Below are 21,960 nucleotides of genomic sequence, written 5' to 3'. Positions count from 1 at the left end.
AGTGAAAATATAACTACAATTAAAAATCTAAAATAATTAGATATTATAAAATCATAATTACTAACATCGTAAATATCACGTCTTATGAATAAATCTGTAAATTGTTCTAATATCGTGGTTACTACAGTACTCACTATAGTAACTTTTATTGTTTTTATTCTTTTATTTCTAAATAATATCAATTGTTCGTTTTATAAAAAATAAAAATGAAAAAGATAAATATTATTTAGAAAGTATAGTTAAAGATGAAACATTAAAATTACAAGAAGACTACTATCAAAAATTAATAGATAACTATGCCAGTTTAAGAAATTTTAAACATGATATCAAAGCACATTATCATGTACTTTATAAATTAATAGAAAATGATAAACATGATGATGCTAAAGAGTACTTAGAAAATATTTTTGAAAAGATTAGTTCGGTTGATGTATACAGCACTAATAATCTTTATATTTCAAGTATATTAAATTCTTTTGATCAGACTTTTAAAGATAATCAGATAAATTTTGATTTTTCATATAATGTAAATAGTGTTATAAATATGGATAACATGGATATTTGTTCATTATTTTATAATTTAGTTATTAATGCAACAGAAGCCAACTTAAAACTTTCCGATAATCGATATATCATCTTAAATGTAGTTAACATTAAAAATAATCTTCTAATAAAAATATCAAATCCGATCAATGACATCAAAGAAATTGAATATATTCAAGAAAGAAAAAGTTCCAAAATTGATGCAGAAAACCATGGTATTGGTTTACAAAAAATAGATGAAATTGTAGCTAAATATAATGGTAAAAATGAATATAGAATAGAAGATAATTGTTTAATAAATCAAATTGTCTTATTAAATGTGCTTGAGTTTTAAGATAAATACAATTTAAATATAATAAATACACTAATCAAAAAAACATTGATTTAATCATTATTATTTTCTCATAAAAGGAGGAAATAGTGATGTCAGTATATAGCATTTATGACTGGTTTTTGAAATTTTTCTTTGGAAAATAGCAAATAAGTACAATAAAAAAATCAGAGTATAAATTATTAGATTAGTTCTATAATTTATACTCTTTTTTATTAATTATTCTTTTCTACACCAAAGACAATATTAGCGCTTTTACGAGCTTGAGTAAGTACATCCATTACAATATGTGAGTGTTCTAACATTTTATTACAAGCCTTGAAATTAAGATTATCAATATAAGTTGTAAATGCTTTGAACTCGCTATATAAACGATGATAATTACCAGTATCAATCCGTTCGCTATTTTCAGTGTTTTTTAAAATTTGCACATCACTTAGTACACTTACAGGACCATCAATTTTTATACATCCCTTGTCACCTTGAATAGTTGTTGAAATAGGAGCACTACAATCTTTGGCAGCAATGCATACTGCTTCAAAATTTGGATAGTTTAAACATAAAACACCAGAAGTATCAATGTCGTGTTCAATATTAGCATAATAATGAACGTGTTCTGGTTTACCAAATAATCCAACTACAAAATGAATATTATAAACATTTAAATCCATTAAAGCTCCGCCTGATTTGTTGACATCAAATGCTGGTAAAATTATTCCTTTTTTAAAGTCATCATAACGTGAAGAATATTGAGAAAAGTTACATGAAACAATACTTATTTTACCAATTGATGGTAATTGTTTTTTTATTTTTTTGTATGCAGGTAAGTATTGATTAGTAATTGCTTCAAATAGTAAACAGTTATTTTGTTTTGATAGTGTTATTAGTTCTTTTAGTTCATCTAAATTAGATGTAAATGGTTTTTCACAAATAACATGTTTTTTATGATCTAGTGCTTTTTTTGTAAATTCAAAATGAAGATGATTAGGTACTGCAATATATACGGTATCAATATTATCATCATTTAATAATTCATCATAATCATAATATGTTTTGTTGATATTATATTTATTAGCTAAGAAATTTATTTTTTCTATAGATTCTTTTCGACCTAAAATGGCTTCTAATTTCATATCATCAATTAAATCTGCGATAGTGAGAAAATCTTGAACGATCATGCCACTTCCAATAATTCCTAAATTCATATTACCCTCCTTCAATAGTTAATTTATATAATTATTATAACATTGATTGGGTATATTAATTAATAATAATTTATGATAAAATACAAAGGATAAAGGAAGGTGATAATGTGAATGATGATATTATTGTAGCAATTGCAACTAGTAGATTGGAAGCTGCTATTTCAATAATTAGAGTAAGTGGACCTGATTGTATTGCTTTTGTACAAAAGTTTTTCACAGGAAAAATTTTAGAAAAACCAAGTCATACAATTAATTATGGTTTTATTATAGATGAAGGAAAGAAAATAGATGAGGTTTTGGTTAATATCTATCGTGGTAAAAGAACTTTCACTGGTGAAGAAATGGTAGAGATTAACTGTCATGGTGGTGTTTATATTACTTCTAAGGTATTAGAAGTATGTATAAAAAATGGTGCTAGAATGGCAGAACGTGGTGAATTTAGTAAACGTGCTTTTTTAAATGGGCGCATTGATTTATCACAAGCTGAAGCTATTAGTGACATTATTACAGCTAAAAATAGTTATGCTACTGATTTAGCGTTAAAGGGAATCACTGGAAATATTAGTAATTTTATTGAAACATTAAAAGAGGATTTGATTCAAATAATTACGCAAATTGAAGTAAATATTGATTATCCTGAATATGATGATGTTGAAGAATTGACGGCTTCTTCTTTATTACCTAGAAGTAGTGATTTATTAGCTAAAATGAATGAAATCTTAGAAAATTCAAAGAATATTAAGTTAATTAAAGAAGGAATTAAGACTGTTATTATTGGTCGACCTAATGTTGGAAAAAGTAGTTTATTAAATGCTTTATTGGATGAAGATAAAGCAATTGTTACTGATATTGCTGGAACGACAAGAGATATCGTTGAAGGAAGTATTAGTATAGATGGTATTGTTTTGAATATGATTGATACTGCTGGTATTAGAGAAACTGATGATATTATTGAAAGCATTGGGGTTGAAAAATCAAAGGAATTAGTTCATCAGGCTGATTTGGTTTTATTAGTAATTGATGGTAGTCAGGAATTAAGCGATGAAGATAAACAGTTATTAGAGCTTACAAAAGATGCTACAAGGATTATTGTAATCAATAAAATTGATCAAGGTATCAAAGTTGATCTACAAGGAGTAAAAATAAGTGCTAAAGATAATCAAATTGGTGATTTAGTAGCTGAAATTAAAACAATGTTTGAACTAGGTAAGATTATTGATAATAATAATTACATTTTAACTAATGCTAGACAAACGATGTTATTGCAACGTGCTAGTCAGTCATTAAATCAAGCAGTTGATGCAATGAAATTAAGTGTACCAACAGATTTAATAGTTACTGATTTGTATGAATGTTGGAATAATTTAAAAGAAATATTGGGAGAGAAAGCAAAAGAAGATTTATTAGATGAATTATTTAAACGCTTTTGTATAGGTAAGTAGAATGGATAAAAATAAGATTTTAGAGTTTAAATTTTTAAATATAGCAAAATATTCGGGAATAGTAGCAGCAATTTCATTTGTATTATTTTTGATTATTAATGCTTTTAATACAGGGAGTAATGTTCTTTTTATAATTAGCTATGTTTTATTAATGGTTGCAATTGTTGGTGCTATTCAAGGAATATGTTTGTTTGTAATTGGTAATTATTTTGGAAAAAAGTAAGTGGGTGAATAGATGGCAGGTTTAGATGAAATATATCAAAGGATTGATTCATTATTTGAACATGGTCTTATAAACAGTTTGATAAGCATTGTTATTGTTATAATTATTGCTTTAATATTAAATAAATTAATTAATAAGATTATAAAGAAAAAAATAGATGATCCAATTAAAATCGTATTTCCAATGCGAATCAAGAAAATTGTTTTAATTTCTTTAGTATTGATTGTTATTTTAAGTGAATTAAGTGCAATGCAATCAATCATGAAAGCATTGTTAGCTAGTGGGGGAATTATCGCAGTTGTTATTGGGCTTGCCTCACAAGAAGCAGCAAGTAATATAATTAATGGTTTTATGATTTTAACTTATAAACCATATAAGATTGGTGATTTTGTTAATGTTCGTGAATATACTGTAACAGGAACAGTTATTGATATTTCAATGCGTCATAGTATTGTGGAAACATTAGAAAAAACACAGGTTATTATTCCTAATTCTATTATGAATAAAGCAATTATTGAAAATGTATCTAATGTAAAGACACAAAAAGCTAATTATTTATTAATTGAAATATCTTATGAAAGTGATTTACAAAAAGCTATTGCCATAATTCAAGAAGAAGGTGATAAACACCCATTATGTGTTGATGGTCGTAATGAATTACAAAAAGAACAAAATGAACCAATTGTTAAAGTACATTGTATTAATTTTAATGAAAGTGGGATTCAATTAAGAGCAACATTATTATCTAAAGATAATTCAGATGGATTCCAATTAATGTCTGATTTACGTTTAAGAATCAAAGAACGTTTTGATAAAGAAGGTATTGATATTCCATATCCACATCGTGTTGTAATTAATGAAACAAAAGAAAGTAAGGAATAAAAAAGAACCAGAGCTAATCTTCTAAATTAGCTTCTGGTTCTTCTTTTATAGTCAATTTAATTTTTGTTACTCGATTAGCCTTGATACCAGTGATTTTAAAAATAAGGTTATTGATTGTAACACTTCGCTCTTGATTATCTTCAGGTATTTCTCCTAATAACTCAAGAATAAAACCACTTACTGTATCATGATTAATATCATCTATATTTAAATTTAGATCTAATTCATCAATCAAATCATCAATTATATAATTACCATCAACTATGTAATTGTGATCATCGATTTTTTGTAATTTTGGTTCATCATCAGGATCATATTCATCCTCAATTTCACCAACAATTTCTTCAATTAAATCTTCAACTGTTACAATTCCTGAAAAACCACCATATTCATCAACTAAAATAGCAATATGTTGATGATCTTCCTGTAGTTCTTTTAATAAATCATCAGTATTTTTTGATTCTAAAACAAAATATGGTTTTCTTAAAAGCTTACTAATATCTACATTATCAAATCCAACTTTGCGAGCTTCAATAACAAAATCTTTCATATTCAAAATACCAATAATGTTATCGATTGACTTTTCATATATTGGAATTCGAGTATATCGCATTGTCATCATCTGTTCAATATTTTTACTTAAAGGATCTTCAATATCAATACAGTAAACCTCTGTTCTTGGGGTCATGATATTTAATGCTAAACTTTCATCAAATTCAAAAATATTAGAAATCATATCACTTTCATTTTCATCAAAGACACCACTTTCTTGACCACTTTTTACCAAAGAACGAAATTCTTCACGAGATATGGTATCTTCAGCATTTTCATCCTTCATACCAAAAATCATCAAGACAAATTTTGTTGACCAAGATAAGATCTTAATAAATGGTGCTGCTATTTTACTAATAATTAAAACTGGTTTAGCACAAAACATTGAAAACCATTCTGCTTTTTGCAAAGCGATTCTTTTAGGTACCAACTCACCAAAAATCAATGTAATAAATGAAATTAAAATGGTAATTAATACAACAGCAATCGTATCAGCATAAGGAACAGATAAACTTTTTAAAAAGCTTGCAAAGGTAACTGAAATTCCTGTTGCAGCACTAGCAGAGTTAAAAAATCCAGCTAATGTAATAGCTACTTGAATAGTAGATAAAAAGTTAGTTGGTTCCTCTAATAACTTTTCAACTAATTTGGCTTTTTTATTTCCAGCTTCACTTAAATTTTTTATTTTAGTTTTGTTGACAGAAACAATTGCCATCTCACTTGCTGCAAAATATGCATTAACTAACGTTAAAATAACAATTAAAACAATTTGAAATGAAATCGACTCGGGGCCTGAATCCATAAAATAATACACTCCTTTTTTATATAATTATATAATCTATATTCTATCAAAGTTAAAAACAAAAGTAAATATCAATGAAAAGTGAAGAATGTTAAGATTTGATTAAAAAAGTGTATTAAATGAATTAAATCTTTAAAATTAGTCAAATTTTCAAGATTTAATCGCAATACACTTTTAATCACTACATTTATTTTTAAAAATAATTCCACCAATAACAAACATAAAAGCAATAACGATTACACCATATTTTGAACTATCAGTCAATTGAGTAACAATTCCCATTAGTAAAGTTCCCATAAAAGAAGCTCCTTTACCAAATATGTCAAATACTCCGAAATATTCACTAGCCTGATTAGTAGGAATTATCTGAGTAAAATATGATCTAGATAATGCTTGAATTGCTCCTTGGAATACAGCTACAAAAACAGCTAAAACCCAGAATTTCCAAGCTGTATCTAACCATAAAGCAAATACAGCGATAAAGAAATAACCAGTAATACAAGTTAAAATTAAAGATTTAACTGAATATTTTTTAGCTAGCTTACCAAATATCAAAGAAAATGGGAAAGCTACTACTTGAGTCATTAATAAAGCTAATAATAAACTGCTATCGTTAATTCCAACATCTTTACCATATGAAGTTGCCATTTCAATAATCGTATAAACACCATCAATATAAAAGAAAAAAGCAATTAAGAAAAATAAAACTTTTTTATCATTTTTAATATTCGTCAAAACCCTTTTAAGATTACCTAATACAGGTTCTTTTTTAGTCGAATAATTTACTTGGCGATAATTTTTTAATAAAGGAATTGTTGCTAAAAGCCACCATAAAGCATTAATAATAAATGCAATTGCAGTAGCTTGTACAGTTGTTAATCCAATTGAATTAGCTCCTAAAATTAATAATAAACTAATAGTAAAAGGAATACAGCTGCCAATATATCCCCAGGCATAACCATGTGAAGAAACTTCATCAACTCGATTACTAGTTGTAATATCAACTAGCATTGAATCATAAAATACTAAGCTAGTAGATAATCCAGTTTTAGCGATAATAAAGAGTACTAGAAAAGCAATCCAGCTAAGAGGAACAGCCATAGCAACTAAACATAAAACCCCCATTAGCATAAAAAAGGTAAATATTGGTTTACGAAGATTTTTTTGATCGCCAATACTACCAAGCGTTGGACCAGCTAAAGCTACTATTAGTGTTGAAATAGAAATCGCATAGCTGTAGTATGCTGTTGAATCACTTAAAGAAATCCCAGCACTAGAAGCCAGGTTTTTAAAATAAATAGGAATAATAGTGGAAACTAAAAGGACAAAAGCCGAATTTCCAACGTCATATAAAATCCAGTATTTTTCTAATTTAGTTAGTTTATTCATAATTAAAATCGAATCGGTTAGATATTCTAGTATTATTTAAGTAACTTTCATAATAACCAATTATCTCCTTTGTTGCAGTATTAATTGACTGATTAAATATATTAACCAGGATGTCAATATCGTCTTTAATTAAAGGTTCAGGTTTTGCTTGCATTACCATTCCTAAATAACTCTTAGCATTAACTAATTTCATTCCTGTTAAGATTATGGTTCTTTTAATATTGCTTTGACAAGCAAATAATTGATTAAATCGTCGAAATGATTTTAGAGAAGTTAAAATTGTATCAGGTTTCAATTTAAAAAATGGAGCAATTATAGTAGCTGTATCTTTATTAGCGATAAGATGTTTAGCACTACAATAATTGAACTTATCATTATTAATAATCATAAAACGCTGATCTAAATCCCGTTCAATGGCATAATGAGAAATTTCTTTATTCTCCATGACAGTATCAATAAAACCATGACATTCACTATCAAGAATAAAATGATTAATGAAACCGAAGATATAAGCTAAAGCGGCTTCACTATTAGTTTCTTTAAGCTGTTCTTTAGCTTTTTCAAAAAAATCGCGAGCAATTTCTTGATGAAGACGATTTCCCAATTCATTTACATAATTATTTTTTAAAGGATGATAAAAAAACAAAATATCGGGACCTTGAAGACCAATATTGTAATAATTTCGATTGTTGTTGATGATTTCAACAATTTTAGGATGATCAATCCTGCTTAAAACTTGATTTCCAAAGTGTTGATGTGTATAACTTGCGGGCATATAAAACCTCCTGTCTAAACCATTATAAATAGTTTAAATTATTTTGTCATGTTTAATAGTTTAAGTTTAAGTTAATTTTTAACTACAACCGATAGTAAGTATTATAGCAGTTTTAGTTAAAAATTGCATTTTAATAAATAAAAAAGACGATGAACTCGTCTATTTAAAATTGCGGTTAAATCGATTACTTAAAGAATGTTCGTTTTTTAAAGCAGCAATAAAATCATTAATATAAACAACACACTCATCAATACTTTGGTTAAATAACTTTTCTAACGCAATAATATCTAAAGCAATTTTTTGATTTGGTTGATAATTAACAACAAAGCCTTGAAACCTTTTAAAAGTAAAGGTTATTTTTAATACCAAATAAATCAAGCCTCTTTTATACAATTGCGGAGCCACCAATAAACGATCATAAAATTTCATTCCTTTTAAACTCTTATAAATATCTTTAATGCTCGCTTGAGGATAAAAGATAGCAATATTACTAACAATATCATCATTAATATGAATATGATTAGTTAAATGAGTTTTTAAAGGATTCAAACTATCTTTGACCATAAAATAACGATCTAACTCAGTTTCTATTTCAAAATGAGTAGTTTTAGTCTTATCCATTATTTCATTTACTAAAGGATGACAATTACTATCTAAAATAAAGTGACAAACAAAACCACAAAGATACGCAAACTGAGCCTGACTTTTAGTATGTTGTAATGTTGTTATTGCTGGAAGTAAAAACTCACAAGCTTTTTGTTGATGAATAGCACTGCCTAAGCGATTGATTTTGCTATGTAAATAGGGCCGATTATAAAATAAAATATCCGGACCATGAAGACCAATATTATAAAAATCAATATTATCATTAATAATTTTTTTTAGCTGGTCATCAAGCTGTTTTAAAACGATTTTACCTAAACGATAATGACTATATGAAGCAGGCATTATTTTAATGTATCATATTCACTAGCTTTAAAACCAACTAAAACGCGATCTTCAGTTTCAACGATTGGTCTTTTAACAAGCATACCATCACTAGCTAGAAGTTCTAATTGTTCATCTTCACCCATTGTTGGTAATTTATCTTTTAAATTTAATTCACGATATTTTAATCCAGAAGTATTAAAGAATTTTTTAAGTGGCAAATTACTTTTTTTATATAAAGCATGTAGTTCTTCTTTGTTTAATTTTTCTTCAACAATATGACGATCCTGGTGCTCTAAACCAAGTTGATCTAAGTATTTTTTAGCTTTTTTACATGTACTGCATTTTGGATATTCAATAAAATTCAACATTTTTCTCACCTCGATTAATAGTTTACCTCATTTGACAATATAATAACAATATTATGCTTAATTATTTATAAAGGAAATAACACTTCCTAACAGATAGGAATTTTCCTATCTATTAGGAAGTTTAATTATAGATATAAATCCTAAAAATGTGTTAGTATGATAGCGGAGTTGATGTCATGCTTAATAAACGTCAAAATCAAATTATTGACATATTAAATAATGATAATAATTGGATTACAGGGAAAGAACTTGCCAAATTATTAAATGTCTCTGATCGTACTATTAGATCAGATATCGATGTTATTAATAAGTTTTATGATTGTTTATTGATTAAATCAAATAAAAGATTAGGTTATCAAATTGATGAAGCTTTGCTTTTTAAACAAGATATTGAAACTAAGGAACTTATTCCTCAAAACTCACATGAACGTTGTGTTTATATCATTCGAGAGTTGTTATTTAAAAGCAAAGAAATTAATTTAATAGCTTTACAAGACCAGGTTTTTGTTAGTGGTTATTCAATTGATAATGATATTAAAAAGATTCGTAAGATGATAAGTGAATATCCTAGCTTAAAATTGATTAGATCAAAGAATTATATTAGCTTACGGGGAAATGAAGCAGATAAAAGAAAATTATATAAACAATTATTAACTGAGGAAACTCATGGTAATTTCTTGAATTTAAATTCAATTGCTGATTTATGGTTAAATTTTGATTTATTAGAAATTAAAGATATCCTTGAGGATGTTTGTGAATTGTATAATTATCAAATTCGTGAAATTGATTTTCCAATGATTATGATTCATGCTGGTGTTGCAATTGAAAGAATTATTAATCGTAATTATATTAATAGTAAAACTGCTAAACATCATTTAAATAATAATATTGAATATCAAATTTCATATGAGTTTTTTCATCGGGTTAGTAAAACAATTGATATTGAGTTAGTAGAAGATGAAGTTGTTTTATTTGCTCAATTATTAATTGGTAGTTATCAAAAAGATGATGAAGATGAAAATTTAGATAAGTTATTAAATCAAATTGTTGATGCTGTAATTAAAGAAGTAAAAGATTATTTTGATATTAATTTTTCTAAAGATAAGGATTTTAAGTTAGGCTTAAAAATGCATTTACAACTATTATTAGAAAGACAGCAAAACAATGTTACGATTACTAATATTTATCTTCAAGAGATAAAAAGAAAATACCCATTGGTTTTTGAAATGGCAATTAGAGCTGGTGAAGTAATTGCTGATATTTGCAAGATAAATGTTAAAGAAAATGAATTATCATTTTTAGCTTTACATTTAGGAGCTGCTTATGATCGTGTAAATTCGATTAAACGTTATCGAGCGGTTATAATTATCCCGCACAATCAAATGTTATCAAATATGTGTATTGATAAATTAAAACTTAGATTTGAAGAACGAATGGTAATTGTAAAAAGATATGGTTTTTATGAAGAAACGATGATAAAACAACAAGAACCAGATTTAATAATTACGACTGTACCATTAAAACATAATTTAAATATACCGACAGTGCAAATAACATTATTTGTTAATTATGAAGATGAAAGTAAAGTTTTCCAGACTTTAAATCTTTTAGATAAACAACGTTATCATGAAGATTTTGTAGTATTAGTAAATGAATTAATACGACCAGATTTATTTCATGTAAAAAAACAAATGGCTAGTTCTAAAGAAGTTATTGATTTTTTATGTGATGAATTAATTAGTAAAAATTTAGCCGATGAAAGATATAAAGAAGATGTATTTAAACGTGAGTCAGTTTCGGCAACATCATTTGTAAATGGTTTTGCAGTACCACACTCGATTGAAATTACTTCAAAAGAATCTTGTATATCAATTATGATTTTAGATAAACCAGTAAAATGGGGTGATTTTGAGGTCAAATTAGTACTTTTATTAGCGATAAGAGATACCGATAGTCATCTGTTGAAAATATTTTTTGACTGGCTAAGTAGTATTGTTAGTGATTCTAATAAATTCAGACAGTTATTAGAGGTTAAAAATTATCAGGAATTTATTCAGCACGTTATTGAATAGGAGAATAAAATGGCAACTAAGGTAGAAAGAAAAAAAAGAAATAAAAAGAAAAAATATAATTATATTGATGCTTCAATGACAAAGCGTTTTATAAGTTACATAATTGACTGGTATGTTGGGGCTTTATGTACAGCAATTCCAATTGCAATTACATCACAAAAGTTAACTAATACAATGTTAAATCAAAACATTGTTGAATTTGAACAGCCTTATGGAATTATTTCCGGGGTAATAGCTGTATTATTTGCGATTTTCTATTTTGTGATAGTTCCAACTTATATTTATCCAGGACAAACAGTTGGTAAAAGAATCTGTAAAATTAAAATTGTTCAAAACAATAATGAACCAGTAACAATTAAAAATATGTTATTACGACAATTATTAGGAATTATTGTTATTGAAGGGGTATTAGTTACTGCTAGTGCTATTTGGCATGAAGTTATTACGATTATTACCCAAATTAATTTTGTAACGCCATTGATGTACGCTGGATTTGTAGTTACAGCAGTTAGTATTTTGTTGTATTTATTTAAAGGTGAACATCGTGCTTTACATGACTATATTGGAAATACTAAGGTAGTTTCATGCAATTAATTTCCTAATACTAGGAAAAATGAATAATAAAAAAAACGGGTAATAAATTTTATAATAATACTATAAGATAAGGAGAATTGATTATGGAAGGATTAGAATTAGTAAGTTTTAAAATTATTTCAGCAGTAGGAATGGCTAAATCAAGTTATATTGAAGCTATGAAGGCTGCAAGTGAGGGAGATTTTGAATTAGCTAAAGCTAAGATCAAAGAAGGAGAAGAATCATTTAATGGTGGACATAGTGCTCATGGTGAATTGATTCAAAAAGAAGCAAGCGGTGAACATGTTGTACCAACAATTTTATTGATGCATGCAGAAGATCAATTAATGTCAGCTGAAACTATTAAAGTAATGGCATTAGAAATCATTCGTTTAAATGAACGTGTTGCTGCATTAGAAAAATAGTAATAAGTATGAAAATACTGATTATAAAAAATAAAGGGAGGAAAAAAAGATGAAAAAAATTTATTTATTTTGTAGTGCTGGAATGTCTACAAGTATGTTAGCAAGCAATATGCAAGATGTTGCTAATCAACATAAATTACCAATTAAAGTAGCAGCTTTTCCACACAACAAACTAGAAGAAATCATTAGTAATGATCGTCCTGACTGTATTTTACTTGGACCACAAGTAAAATATATGTATGATGAAACAGTGGCTCAATTTGGAAGCCAAGGGATTCCTATTGCTGTAATCGACCAAGGTGATTATGGAATGATGAACGGAGAAAAAGTTCTTAAAACAGCAATTAAATTAATTAAGGGGAATAAAAAATAAAATAGAAAAGAGGGCAAACTATTATGATGAAAAAACTTGAAAAAGTTTTGATGCCTTTAGCGGAAGCTATTGGGCGTAACAAATATCTAGTTGCAATTCGTGATGGTTTCTTGGTTTCTACACCATTACTTATTGCCGGATCAATATTCTTATTAATTGGAAACTTTCCAATTACTGCATGGACTGATTGGTTAGGATCAGTTGTTGTTAATTCAAGCACTGGTGAAACATTAGCAATATTTATTGCTAAACCAGCAAGTGCAACATTTGATATCATGGCAATTTTTGCTGTTGTTGGTATTGCTTATTCATTTGCTCGTCAAATGAAAACTGACAAAATCTTTGGTGCAGCTGTTGCCATTATGTCATGGTTTTTAATTATGCCATATACAGTAGAAGGAACAATTACTGTAGGTGGTGAAGAAGTAGCAGCTAGCTTATCTGGTTTACCACTTGGATGGGTTGGTGCTAAAGGTATTTTTGTTGGTATCATTGTTTCTTTCATTGCCGTACATATTTATTCTTGGGTAGAGAAAAAAGGTTGGGTAATTAAAATGCCTAAAGGAGTACCTCCTACTGTTGAACAATCATTTGGAGCTTTAATTCCAGCAGTTATTGTTATGACAGTATTCTTCCTAATTAACTTATTATTTGGTTTCTTAGGAACAAACGTATTCCAAATTATTTTCGAATTCTTACAAACACCATTATTAAACTTAGGTGATACTTTAGGAGCAATGGTTATTGCTTATATCTTCTTACATTTATTCTGGTTCTTCGGGGTAAATGGTGGATCTGTAGTTGGAGCAGTATTTAATCCAATTTTACAAACTTTAGCAGTTGAAAACTTAGAATTCTTTAAAACAGGAGTTGGGGAAGGACATATTATTTGTCAACAATTCCAAGATTTATTTGCAACATTCGGTGGATGTGGTTCTACATTATCATTAATTATTGCAATGTTATTATTCTGTAAATCTAAACGTATTACTGAATTAGGTAAATTAGCATTAGTACCAGGTATCTTTGGTATTAACGAACCAATCGTATTTGGGTTACCAATCGTATTAAACCCAACTATGTTAGTTCCATTTGTTTTAGTACCGACGATGAATATCGTTATATCTTATTTTGCAATGGCTCTGGATTTTGTTCCAATTTGTAGTGGGGTTCAAATTCCATGGACAACACCAGTAATTATTTCAGGTTTATTAGCGACTAACTGGGTTGGAGCTATCTTGCAAGGATTATTATTAATTGCCGGTGTATTTATTTACATGCCATTTATTAAAATTATGGATAAACAATATTTAATTGATGAAGCTAATGCAGCAAACGAAGAAGAAGATGACGATTTCTCATTAGACGATTTATCATTTGATGATTTATAAAAGGAGGCAATAAAATGAAAGTAATTATGATTTATGATCAAATCCAATCTGGTGCAGGTATTAAAGACGATCATATGGTTCCTTTAGGCGCAACTAAAGATCCAGTAGGACCAGCAATTATGATGGAACCATACTTAAAAGCAGTAGGTGGTCGTGTTGTTGCTTGTCTATATTGTGGAGATGGTTTTTATGAAGCAAATCCTAAAGAAGTAAGTCGTAAATTATGTGCAATGGTTAATAAATTAAAACCAGATGTAGTAATTTGTGGACCAGCATTTAATTATTTAGGATATGGAAAAATGGCAGCAAATATTGCTTATGACATCAATCAAACTACAGATGTACCAGCATTTGCTGCAATGTCAAAGGAAAATGAAGAAACAATCAATGAGTTTAAAGATAAAGTTCATATTGTCGAAACGCCTAAAAAAGGTGGTACTGGTTTAAATGAAGCATTAGATGGAATGTGTAAATTAGCAAAAGCCTTAGTAGATAAAGAAGATCTAAATCCAATTACTTCAAAGTATTGTTTCTAAACTAAAAAGGATGCTAAGAAGCATCCTTTTGTTAAAAATAAAGGAGGAATTTATAAATGTGGGGTATTATCGCAACATGGCGAATGGCCATGGAAGGTATTAGCAAAGCTAGTGAAATGTTGGCAGAAGGAAAAGATGCTGGTGATGCTATTGAAACAGCAATTAGAGAAGTAGAAGATTTTCCATACTATAAATCAGTAGGATATGGTGGCTTACCTAATGAAGAAATGGAAGTAGAATTAGACGCTGCATTTATGGATGGTGATACACTTGATATTGGTGCTGTAGCTGCTATTAAAGATTATGCTAACCCAGTTAGTATTGCTAGAAGATTATCAAAAGAAAAAGTTAATAATCTTTTAGTTGGTGCTGGAGCAGAAAAATTTGCTCATAAAGAAGGATTTGAAAGAAAAAATATGTTAAGCGATCGTGCTAAAATTCATTATCGCAATCGTGTTAAAGAAGTTCAAGAACAAGAAATTAAACCATATGCTGGTCATGATACAGTAGGAATGGTTTGTCTAGATAGTCATGGTAAAATGACTTCAGCTACTTCAACAAGTGGATTATTTATGAAAAAAGCTGGTCGTGTTGGTGATTCACCAATTTCTGGTTCTGGATTCTATGTTGACAGTAAAGTCGGTGGTGCTAGTGCAACAGGACTTGGTGAAGATGTAATGAAAGGTTGCGTTGCTTATGAAATAGTTCGTTTAATGAAAGAAGGAATGCATCCACAAGCTGCTTGTGAAAAAGCTGTTAATGATTTTGATTTAGAATTAAAACAACGTCGTGGAAAAGCTGGTGATATGTCACTAGTAGCAATGAATAATAAAGGAGAATGGGGTGTTGCTACTAATATTGAAGGATTCTCATTTGCAGTGGCAACTGCTAATGAAAAACCAACTGTTTATTTAACTGAAAATATTGATGGTAAATGTGTTCATACAGTTGCTAGTCAAGAATGGTTAGATAATTATATGGCAACAAGAATGGCTCCATTAGAAGAAAAATAATATGGAAACAGAAATATTAAATAAAGTTGATGAAATATCAAAACAAATGATCGATGGCATTATTGATATTGTAAAAATTGATAGTGTTGAAAGTGAAGCTAAAGAAAACGCTCCATTTGGGACAGGAGTAAAAGAAGCTTTAGATAAAACATTAGCATTAGCGACGTCTTTAGGATTTAAAACAACTAATATTGATAATTATATTGGTTATGCTAGTTATGGTAGCAGTGATGATTATATTTGTGCCATCGGTCATTTAGATGTAGTACCTGTTAAAACAGGATGGAAACATCCGCCATTTAGCGGATACGTGGAAGATGGAACTATTTATAGTCGGGGAATATTAGATAATAAAGGACCTATTATATCTTGTTTATTTGCATTATATGCATTAAAGGAATTGAATATTGATTTAAGTCATGAAGTTAGAATTATTTTTGGCTGTGATGAAGAAAGTGGTTTTGAAGATTTGAAATATTATTTAAGTAAAGAAAAACCACCAATAATGGGATTTACTCCTGATTGTAAATATCCTGTTGTTTATGGTGAACGGGGACGGGCAGTAGTTAAAATCACAGGAAAACAAGATCAGTTAGAAAAATTCTTTAACTTAGTTAATGATTATATTTTAAATACTAAAAATAATGGTGAATGTTTTAATATTGATTTTAAAGATGAAGAATTTGGATTATTAGAAGTTAGAAATTATCAATTATTATTAGACCAAGATCCTAGTATTCAATTTAGTGTTAGTTATCCTGCTAACGTAAGTGTAGAAACAATTATTGATAATATTAAAAAAGCAGTATCTGATTTTGATGTAATTTTAGTAGATAATTATAATCCAGTTAAATTTGAAAAAGATTGTAAACTTGTTAAAACATTAGTATATACTTATGAAAAAGTAACCGGAAATGATGGTACACCAGTAACAACAACGGGAGGGACTTATGCAAAATTAATGCCAAATATCGTTCCTTTTGGTCCATCTTTCCCAGGTCAAAAAGGTATTGGTCATTTACCTAACGAATGGATGACAATCGAAGATATTATTACTAATGCTAAAATTTATGCTTTAAGTTTATATCATCTTGCAAAATAGAAAGTAGGGAAAACGAATGATTGAAATATGTTGTGGTAGTTACGAAGATGCCTTAAATGCTTATAATGGTGGCGCTAAAAGAATAGAATTAAATAGTGCTTTGCATTTAGGAGGTTTAACACCTAGTTTAGCTTCATTAAAAATGACTAAGGCTAATACTAACTTAACAGTAATCTGTATGGTTAGACCAAGGGGCGCAGGTTTTTGTTATAGTAAATCTGAGTATCGTCAAATGTTAATTGAAGCTAAAGATTTATTAGAAACAGGGGCAGATGGTCTTGCTTTTGGTTTCTTACATGAAAACCATGAGATTGATGTTGAAAGAACTAGAAAAATGGTAGAGTTATGTAAAAAATATCATAAAACAGCAGTATTTCATCGTGCTTTTGATTGTGTTAATGATCCATATAAGAGTATTGAGATTTTAATTGATTTAGGTGTTGATCGCTTACTTACAAGCGGTTTAAAAGCTAAAGCAATGGATGGAATTGAATTAATTAAAGAATTACAAGCAAAATATGGGGATAAAATTGAAATATTAGCTGGTAGCGGTGTTAATGCTAGTAATGCTAAAGAAATTGTTGAAATTGCAAAAATCAATCAAATTCATTCCTCTTGTAAAGATTGGCGAACTGATCCAACTACAAGTGGAAAAGATGTTAATTATTGTTATGGACCTGAAACTCATCAAAATGACTATGATGTAGTTAGTTTAGATTTGGTAAAAAAATTAGTAAAATTAGGATTATGAAAAAGAAAATCTGGTTTCGATATTTAATCACTGCTCTTGCTGTAATTGCATCATCATTTTTACAAACTTATGCTATTAAAGTATTTGTTGAACCGGCTAATTTATTATCAAGTGGTTTTACTGGGGTAGCAATTTTAATTGATCGTATTACTTCTTTATATGGTATCAGTTTTTCAACATCACTTGGGATGATTGCTTTAAATGTACCAGTTGCTATTTTGTGTTTTAAAAGTATCGGTAAAAAATTTGTTATTTCATCTTTGTGTCAGGTATTCTTAACAAGTTTTCTACTTAAAGTTTGTACTTTTCCACCATTGTTCGATGATGTGATCTTAAATGTATGTTTTGGTGGTTTTGTTTATGGTCTTGCTACAGTAATAGCTTTAAAAGGAAATGCTTCAACAGCAGGAACTGATTTTATCGCTTTATATGTTTCTAATAAAAGCGGTCGGTCAATCTGGGGTTATGTCTTTGTCTTTAATACATGTATATTATGTATTTTTGGTTATATGTTTGGTTGGATTTATGCGGGATATTCAATTGTCTTCCAGTTTATTTCAACTAGAACTATTTCATCGTTCTACCAACGTTACAAACGTGTAACTTTACAAATAACAACTAAACATCCAGAACAAGTAGTTGATTTATATATTAAAAATTATCGTCATGGTATTTCAGTAATGAATGGTTATGGTGGCTATAGTAAAGCCCCAATGAGTTTATTACATACTGTTGTATCAGCTTATGAAGTACAAGATATTGTTCAATTGCTTCATGAAGGTGATGATAAAGCAATAATTAATGTAATTCCAACTGAAAATTTTATTGGTGGCTTTTATCAAGCACCAATCGATTAAGGACTATTTTTATAGTCCTTTTTAAATTATGTTATTTTGATAAAATAATAGCTTATATTTATGTTAGAATTACAGTGAAAAATAAATTAGTAAAAAGGGGGATATATATGAGTTATAGTATTACTCGTGAAGAGTTAAAAAAAGTTTTATTAGATGGTGACCAGCAACAGATAAAGAAATTAATTACTAATATTCACCCTGCCGATATTTTAGATATTCTTCATGAAGATGAAGATAGTATTAAAGAATTAATGGATTATTTACCTAATGATGTAGTTGCTAATATTATCGAAGAAGAAGACGACGAAGATGAACAATATGAATTGTTAAAATTATTTTCTGATGCCAAACAACGTAAAATCATAGATGAAATGTCTAAAGATGAAATTACTGATTTAATTGGGGAACTAGAAGAAAATGAAAAACAAGACATTTTAAATAAGATGGATCAAGATGATAAAGCTGATGTTGAAAAATTATTAACTTTTGAACCTGATACAGCTGGTGGAATTATGACTACTGAATATATTAGTATTCGTTCTGGAAATACCGTCGAAAAGACTTTAAAGTATTTACAAGAAAATACGGAACAAGATACTACTTATTATTTATATGTAGTAGATCCTCAAAATGTATTAAAAGGCGTCGTATCATTAAGAGATATTGTTAGTAGTACTTTTGATACTAAAATGATTAATATTACTAATCCTAATGTTAAATCAGTTTTATATAATGTTGACCAGGAAGAAGTTGCTCGAAAGTTTAAAAAATATGGTTTTATTATGATGCCTGTAGTAGATGAAGAAGATCATTTATTAGGGGTAATTGAATTCGATGATATCATTGATATTATGCAAGAAGAAAGTACTGAAGATATCAACTTATTAGGGGGCGTTAATTCTGAAGAACGTTTAGATTCAACTATCGAAGAATCTTTTAAAAGTAGAATTCCTTGGTTGATAATTAATCTTTTTACTGCGGTTTTAGCAGCTTCAGTAGTTAGCTTTTTTGAAGGAACAATTGCTCAAGTAGTTACTTTAGCTACAGTAATGCCAATTGTAACTGGTATGGGTGGTAATGCCGGAACTCAAACTTTAACAATCGTTGTTCGAGGATTATCACTTGGTGAAATGACAAAAGCCAACGCTATAAAAATAATGTTAAAAGAAATTGCAGTAGGAATGTGTAGTGGGATTATTATTGGTATTTTGGTTGCCATTGGTTCGATGATATTTGAAGGTAATCCAATATTTGGATTAGTTACTGGATTAGCGATGTTTTTAAATATGATCTTGGCTAATATTGCTGGTTACTTCATCCCAGTAATTTTAGATAAGTTGAAAATTGATCCAGCTCTTGCTAGTGGGGTATTTGTTACTACGGTTACTGATGTTTTAGGCTTTTTCTTCTTTTTAGGACTAGCAACAGTATTTTTACCATATTTAATTTAAATCAGGAGAAGATCAATGCAAATAAAATATGTAAAAAATAAGATATATAAAATTATTCTTATTTTATTAATTGTAATAACAATTTTATTGGGAATATATATTGCAGCGCTCCCTTTTACAAAAATAGATAATGAAATAATTATTGCCCTATTAGTAATTGTCATAATAGCTATTCCAGTAATCTATAATAAAGAAACTAATAATCGAGTAATGACACTAAACGAAGATGGTTTTGTTGATAAATATGGTAAATTTCAATTTTCAAAGATGAAATCTGTTTTTTATTCAAGTAATCAAATTCAGATTTCTTATGATACTGGTAATTTAATTACTGATTATAATCAAGATTTAATTGATAAATTGAAAGAACAAAATATTGAATTTAATGATAAAAAGAAATCACTTAAAAAAATAAATTATCTTATATTATTAATAATGTTTTTTATCATTGGTTATTTATTTTATAATCTTTTTACAATTTTATTTGGCTTTTATTATGTTAAAAATTATGATTATGTAATTATTGATGGAATAAATTTAGTTTTACGAATATTAAAAGTTATCACTGGAATCGTTCTATTAATATTTTATCGTAATGTAAAAAAGAATAAGACGATCATAATTGTTTTGCTGACTTTTATGGCAATATTGATGATATCAAGTAATTTTATAAAAATTGATCATTACAACAATGTAAATGGTGATTATGTTTGTATCTTAAAAAATAACAGATTAAGTATTTATAAAAATCTTATTAAAGAATACGGTGAATTTACAGATCGAATTAGTCATGTAAATAAATTTAAGGTTGTAACATTGACGGATAGTGATGATATTATAGTTTATCAAAAAGATAAAGAAACATTCTTACGACCTGTTTATCGTGATAAATTAAAAGAAACCAATATTAATGAAATCATCAATCAATATGATGGTTTTGGTTTTGCTAATCTAGAATATTTATTAATATTTGATAAAGGAACGGTAAGTGTTTCTAATCTTGAGGGTAATTATGATTATAAAACAATGTTTGTAAATCAACATTTATTAGAGGTGTATCAAAATAATAAGGTTATTGGTTATATTGTTTTAAATGATAAAATTGATGATGAATATTTTGATTATGAAAAGATGAATAGTATTGAATTTATTTGCTTAAACGATAATCAATTAAAATATAATCATCTAGAAATAGTTGAAAGTAGCGAAGCAGAAAATAACTATGATAATAGTACTACAAGTGATGATAGTGATATTATTGAAGATGAAGTATCTCCAGAAACTGATTTATCACCAGAAGTTGAGATGTCATGTAAGGAAGCTGTTGATCAAATGAATCAAATTATTGCTTCAGGAATTGAAAACTTTGAATCTACACCAGAATTTGTTAAAATAGAAGCTGTAAGTGATGATTATAATCAAATCATACTGGAAGTCGCTAAGCAATTTACAATTATCAATAATGATAATAATACACAAATTGATACTCAGATATTAAATATTAGTATTACATCAGGAGATATAAACGAATTTGGGGCTAGTGTCTTTGATCGTCAGGATATAACTAACCAGGAAAAGATAACTAATGATTATAAATATCGGGTAAAAAAAGCAGGTAATTATTATTTGGCTGCTCGTCTTAGTGAAAATAGTAATGTTGATGAAGGATTAGAGTTATTAGATAATCCTATTACAACTGATACATCATGGACAACTGATTTTATGTATCGAATTAAAGGAAAAGAATACCTGGGTAATTCCTGGTAATCAAGTGGAGGAAATATGGAAGAAAAGTTAGATGAAATTATTGTTTTATTAAAAAATATTGATCGTAATTTACAAGTGCTAGTTGATAAAGATAATGCTGTTAAAGTAAGTAAACCTAGTAATGAGGCAATTTTAAAACAATTTGAGGAAACAGAAAAGTTATTTAATAAAGTAATGAATAAAGGTAAGAAGGTTGATTAGGGTATA

23 protein-coding genes are annotated in these 21,960 nt (G+C 28.1%); 17 read left to right on the top strand and 6 right to left on the bottom strand.

Translation table 11 applies throughout. The annotated features are described in order from the left end of the window. The first annotated feature begins 544 nt into the window (after positions 1-544). Entirely contained in the window at positions 545-877 is a 333-nt protein-coding gene (locus tag B5E92_RS15520; RefSeq protein WP_158095217.1) for a GHKL domain-containing protein, read from the top strand. 212 nt (positions 878-1,089) lie between these two features. On the opposite strand, the gene B5E92_RS10255 is transcribed toward B5E92_RS15520, so the two are convergent. Then, entirely contained in the window at positions 1,090-2,079 is a 990-nt protein-coding gene (locus tag B5E92_RS10255) for a Gfo/Idh/MocA family protein (RefSeq protein WP_087301841.1), read from the bottom strand. A gap of 107 nt (positions 2,080-2,186) precedes the next feature. On the opposite strand from B5E92_RS10255, the gene mnmE reads away from it, so the two are divergent. Genes mnmE through B5E92_RS10240 form a run of 3 tightly spaced genes read left to right on the top strand, consistent with a single transcriptional unit; the run spans position 2,187 to position 4,626 of the window. After that, positions 2,187-3,521 carry a tRNA uridine-5-carboxymethylaminomethyl(34) synthesis GTPase MnmE gene (mnmE, locus tag B5E92_RS10250; protein ID WP_087301839.1) on the top strand — a complete coding sequence of 445 codons (1,335 nt, stop codon included), beginning with the start codon at positions 2,187-2,189 and terminating at the stop codon, positions 3,519-3,521. Position 3,522: 1 nt separating this feature from the next. Further along, on the top strand, positions 3,523-3,744 hold the full coding sequence (locus tag B5E92_RS10245; protein ID WP_087301837.1) for a hypothetical protein: 222 nt from the start codon (positions 3,523-3,525) through the stop codon (positions 3,742-3,744). Between the two features lie 12 nt (positions 3,745-3,756). Beyond that, complete coding sequence (locus tag B5E92_RS10240; protein ID WP_087301835.1) at positions 3,757-4,626, top strand: mechanosensitive ion channel family protein; 870 nt, start codon at positions 3,757-3,759, stop codon at positions 4,624-4,626. A 13-nt stretch (positions 4,627-4,639) separates the two neighbouring features. On the opposite strand, the gene B5E92_RS10235 is transcribed toward B5E92_RS10240, so the two are convergent. From B5E92_RS10235 to B5E92_RS10215, 5 genes are all read right to left on the bottom strand, one after another. Further along, on the bottom strand, positions 4,640-5,980 hold the full coding sequence (locus B5E92_RS10235) for a hemolysin family protein (RefSeq protein ID WP_087301833.1): 1,341 nt from the start codon (positions 5,978-5,980) through the stop codon (positions 4,640-4,642). A 174-nt stretch (positions 5,981-6,154) separates the two neighbouring features. Beyond that, positions 6,155-7,369 carry an MFS transporter gene (locus B5E92_RS10230; protein ID WP_087301831.1) on the bottom strand — a complete coding sequence of 405 codons (1,215 nt, stop codon included), beginning with the start codon at positions 7,367-7,369 and terminating at the stop codon, positions 6,155-6,157. Then, positions 7,362-8,144, bottom strand: coding sequence for a zinc dependent phospholipase C family protein (locus tag B5E92_RS10225; protein ID WP_087301829.1), 783 nt, complete (start codon positions 8,142-8,144; stop codon positions 7,362-7,364). The genes B5E92_RS10230 and B5E92_RS10225 overlap by 8 nt, the downstream gene beginning before the upstream one ends. Before the next feature lie 159 nt (positions 8,145-8,303). Continuing rightward, positions 8,304-9,092 carry a zinc dependent phospholipase C family protein gene (locus B5E92_RS10220; protein WP_087301827.1) on the bottom strand — a complete coding sequence of 263 codons (789 nt, stop codon included), beginning with the start codon at positions 9,090-9,092 and terminating at the stop codon, positions 8,304-8,306. Further along, positions 9,092-9,442 carry an arsenate reductase family protein gene (locus tag B5E92_RS10215; protein ID WP_087301825.1) on the bottom strand — a complete coding sequence of 117 codons (351 nt, stop codon included), beginning with the start codon at positions 9,440-9,442 and terminating at the stop codon, positions 9,092-9,094. The genes B5E92_RS10220 and B5E92_RS10215 overlap by 1 nt, the downstream gene beginning before the upstream one ends. 176 nt (positions 9,443-9,618) lie before the next feature. On the opposite strand from B5E92_RS10215, the gene B5E92_RS10210 reads away from it, so the two are divergent. From B5E92_RS10210 to B5E92_RS10150, 13 genes are all read left to right on the top strand, one after another. Beyond that, a complete protein-coding gene (locus B5E92_RS10210; RefSeq protein WP_087301823.1) occupies positions 9,619-11,514 on the top strand; it encodes a BglG family transcription antiterminator in 1,896 nt (631 codons plus the stop codon). Positions 11,515-11,523: 9 nt separating this feature from the next. Further along, positions 11,524-12,108 (top strand): RDD family protein, encoded by a 585-nt coding sequence (locus B5E92_RS10205; protein ID WP_087301821.1) that lies wholly within the window; start codon positions 11,524-11,526, stop codon positions 12,106-12,108. An 83-nt stretch (positions 12,109-12,191) separates the two neighbouring features. Then, positions 12,192-12,512 carry a PTS lactose/cellobiose transporter subunit IIA gene (locus B5E92_RS10200; protein ID WP_087301819.1) on the top strand — a complete coding sequence of 107 codons (321 nt, stop codon included), beginning with the start codon at positions 12,192-12,194 and terminating at the stop codon, positions 12,510-12,512. 49 nt (positions 12,513-12,561) lie between these two features. Beyond that, the gene (locus B5E92_RS10195) at positions 12,562-12,885 is read left to right on the top strand and encodes a PTS sugar transporter subunit IIB (RefSeq protein WP_087301817.1); all 324 of its coding nucleotides are present in this window, start codon (positions 12,562-12,564) and stop codon (positions 12,883-12,885) included. 23 nt (positions 12,886-12,908) lie between these two features. Continuing rightward, positions 12,909-14,276 (top strand): PTS sugar transporter subunit IIC, encoded by a 1,368-nt coding sequence (locus B5E92_RS10190; RefSeq protein WP_087301815.1) that lies wholly within the window; start codon positions 12,909-12,911, stop codon positions 14,274-14,276. A 14-nt stretch (positions 14,277-14,290) separates the two neighbouring features. Continuing rightward, positions 14,291-14,812 (top strand): GrdB-related putative oxidoreductase, encoded by a 522-nt coding sequence (locus B5E92_RS10185; protein WP_087301813.1) that lies wholly within the window; start codon positions 14,291-14,293, stop codon positions 14,810-14,812. A 56-nt stretch (positions 14,813-14,868) separates the two neighbouring features. Beyond that, on the top strand, positions 14,869-15,825 hold the full coding sequence (locus tag B5E92_RS10180; protein WP_087301811.1) for a N(4)-(beta-N-acetylglucosaminyl)-L-asparaginase: 957 nt from the start codon (positions 14,869-14,871) through the stop codon (positions 15,823-15,825). A 1-nt stretch (position 15,826) separates the two neighbouring features. Continuing rightward, positions 15,827-16,927, top strand: a complete 1,101-nt coding sequence (locus tag B5E92_RS10175) for a Sapep family Mn(2+)-dependent dipeptidase (RefSeq protein ID WP_087301809.1) — start codon at positions 15,827-15,829, stop codon at positions 16,925-16,927. A 16-nt stretch (positions 16,928-16,943) separates the two neighbouring features. Beyond that, positions 16,944-17,678, top strand: coding sequence for a copper homeostasis protein CutC (locus B5E92_RS10170; RefSeq protein ID WP_087301807.1), 735 nt, complete (start codon positions 16,944-16,946; stop codon positions 17,676-17,678). Beyond that, complete coding sequence (locus B5E92_RS10165) at positions 17,675-18,535, top strand: YitT family protein (protein ID WP_087301805.1); 861 nt, start codon at positions 17,675-17,677, stop codon at positions 18,533-18,535. Before B5E92_RS10170 ends, B5E92_RS10165 begins: the two co-directional genes overlap by 4 nt. A gap of 107 nt (positions 18,536-18,642) precedes the next feature. Further along, the gene (gene mgtE, locus B5E92_RS10160) at positions 18,643-19,986 is read left to right on the top strand and encodes a magnesium transporter (RefSeq protein WP_087301803.1); all 1,344 of its coding nucleotides are present in this window, start codon (positions 18,643-18,645) and stop codon (positions 19,984-19,986) included. A 15-nt stretch (positions 19,987-20,001) separates the two neighbouring features. Continuing rightward, on the top strand, positions 20,002-21,753 hold the full coding sequence (locus B5E92_RS10155; RefSeq protein ID WP_087301801.1) for a hypothetical protein: 1,752 nt from the start codon (positions 20,002-20,004) through the stop codon (positions 21,751-21,753). 15 nt (positions 21,754-21,768) lie between these two features. Beyond that, a complete protein-coding gene (locus tag B5E92_RS10150) occupies positions 21,769-21,954 on the top strand; it encodes a hypothetical protein (protein WP_087301799.1) in 186 nt (61 codons plus the stop codon). The last annotated feature ends 6 nt before the right edge of the window (positions 21,955-21,960 follow it).

It is taken from the genome of Erysipelatoclostridium sp. An15 (assembly GCF_002160675.1).
Lineage (GTDB): Bacteria > Bacillota_I > Bacilli_A > Erysipelotrichales > Coprobacillaceae > Thomasclavelia > Thomasclavelia merdavium.
This window is presented reverse-complemented; position numbering and strand designations above follow the sequence as displayed.

Coding starts and splice junctions, on each gene's coding strand:
- B5E92_RS15520 (WP_158095217.1), top strand. CDS start 545: ATGGATAACATGGATATTTGTTCATTATTTTATAATTTAGTTATTAAT.
- B5E92_RS10255 (WP_087301841.1), bottom strand. CDS start 2,079: ATGAATTTAGGAATTATTGGAAGTGGCATGATCGTTCAAGATTTTCTC.
- B5E92_RS10245 (WP_087301837.1), top strand. CDS start 3,523: ATGGATAAAAATAAGATTTTAGAGTTTAAATTTTTAAATATAGCAAAA.
- B5E92_RS10240 (WP_087301835.1), top strand. CDS start 3,757: ATGGCAGGTTTAGATGAAATATATCAAAGGATTGATTCATTATTTGAA.
- B5E92_RS10235 (WP_087301833.1), bottom strand. CDS start 5,980: ATGGATTCAGGCCCCGAGTCGATTTCATTTCAAATTGTTTTAATTGTT.
- B5E92_RS10230 (WP_087301831.1), bottom strand. CDS start 7,369: ATGAATAAACTAACTAAATTAGAAAAATACTGGATTTTATATGACGTT.
- B5E92_RS10225 (WP_087301829.1), bottom strand. CDS start 8,144: ATGCCCGCAAGTTATACACATCAACACTTTGGAAATCAAGTTTTAAGC.
- B5E92_RS10220 (WP_087301827.1), bottom strand. CDS start 9,092: ATGCCTGCTTCATATAGTCATTATCGTTTAGGTAAAATCGTTTTAAAA.
- B5E92_RS10215 (WP_087301825.1), bottom strand. CDS start 9,442: ATGTTGAATTTTATTGAATATCCAAAATGCAGTACATGTAAAAAAGCT.
- B5E92_RS10210 (WP_087301823.1), top strand. CDS start 9,619: ATGCTTAATAAACGTCAAAATCAAATTATTGACATATTAAATAATGAT.
- B5E92_RS10205 (WP_087301821.1), top strand. CDS start 11,524: ATGGCAACTAAGGTAGAAAGAAAAAAAAGAAATAAAAAGAAAAAATAT.
- B5E92_RS10200 (WP_087301819.1), top strand. CDS start 12,192: ATGGAAGGATTAGAATTAGTAAGTTTTAAAATTATTTCAGCAGTAGGA.
- B5E92_RS10195 (WP_087301817.1), top strand. CDS start 12,562: ATGAAAAAAATTTATTTATTTTGTAGTGCTGGAATGTCTACAAGTATG.
- B5E92_RS10190 (WP_087301815.1), top strand. CDS start 12,909: ATGATGAAAAAACTTGAAAAAGTTTTGATGCCTTTAGCGGAAGCTATT.
- B5E92_RS10185 (WP_087301813.1), top strand. CDS start 14,291: ATGAAAGTAATTATGATTTATGATCAAATCCAATCTGGTGCAGGTATT.
- B5E92_RS10180 (WP_087301811.1), top strand. CDS start 14,869: ATGTGGGGTATTATCGCAACATGGCGAATGGCCATGGAAGGTATTAGC.
- B5E92_RS10175 (WP_087301809.1), top strand. CDS start 15,827: ATGGAAACAGAAATATTAAATAAAGTTGATGAAATATCAAAACAAATG.
- B5E92_RS10170 (WP_087301807.1), top strand. CDS start 16,944: ATGATTGAAATATGTTGTGGTAGTTACGAAGATGCCTTAAATGCTTAT.
- B5E92_RS10165 (WP_087301805.1), top strand. CDS start 17,675: ATGAAAAAGAAAATCTGGTTTCGATATTTAATCACTGCTCTTGCTGTA.
- mgtE (WP_087301803.1), top strand. CDS start 18,643: ATGAGTTATAGTATTACTCGTGAAGAGTTAAAAAAAGTTTTATTAGAT.
- B5E92_RS10155 (WP_087301801.1), top strand. CDS start 20,002: ATGCAAATAAAATATGTAAAAAATAAGATATATAAAATTATTCTTATT.
- B5E92_RS10150 (WP_087301799.1), top strand. CDS start 21,769: ATGGAAGAAAAGTTAGATGAAATTATTGTTTTATTAAAAAATATTGAT.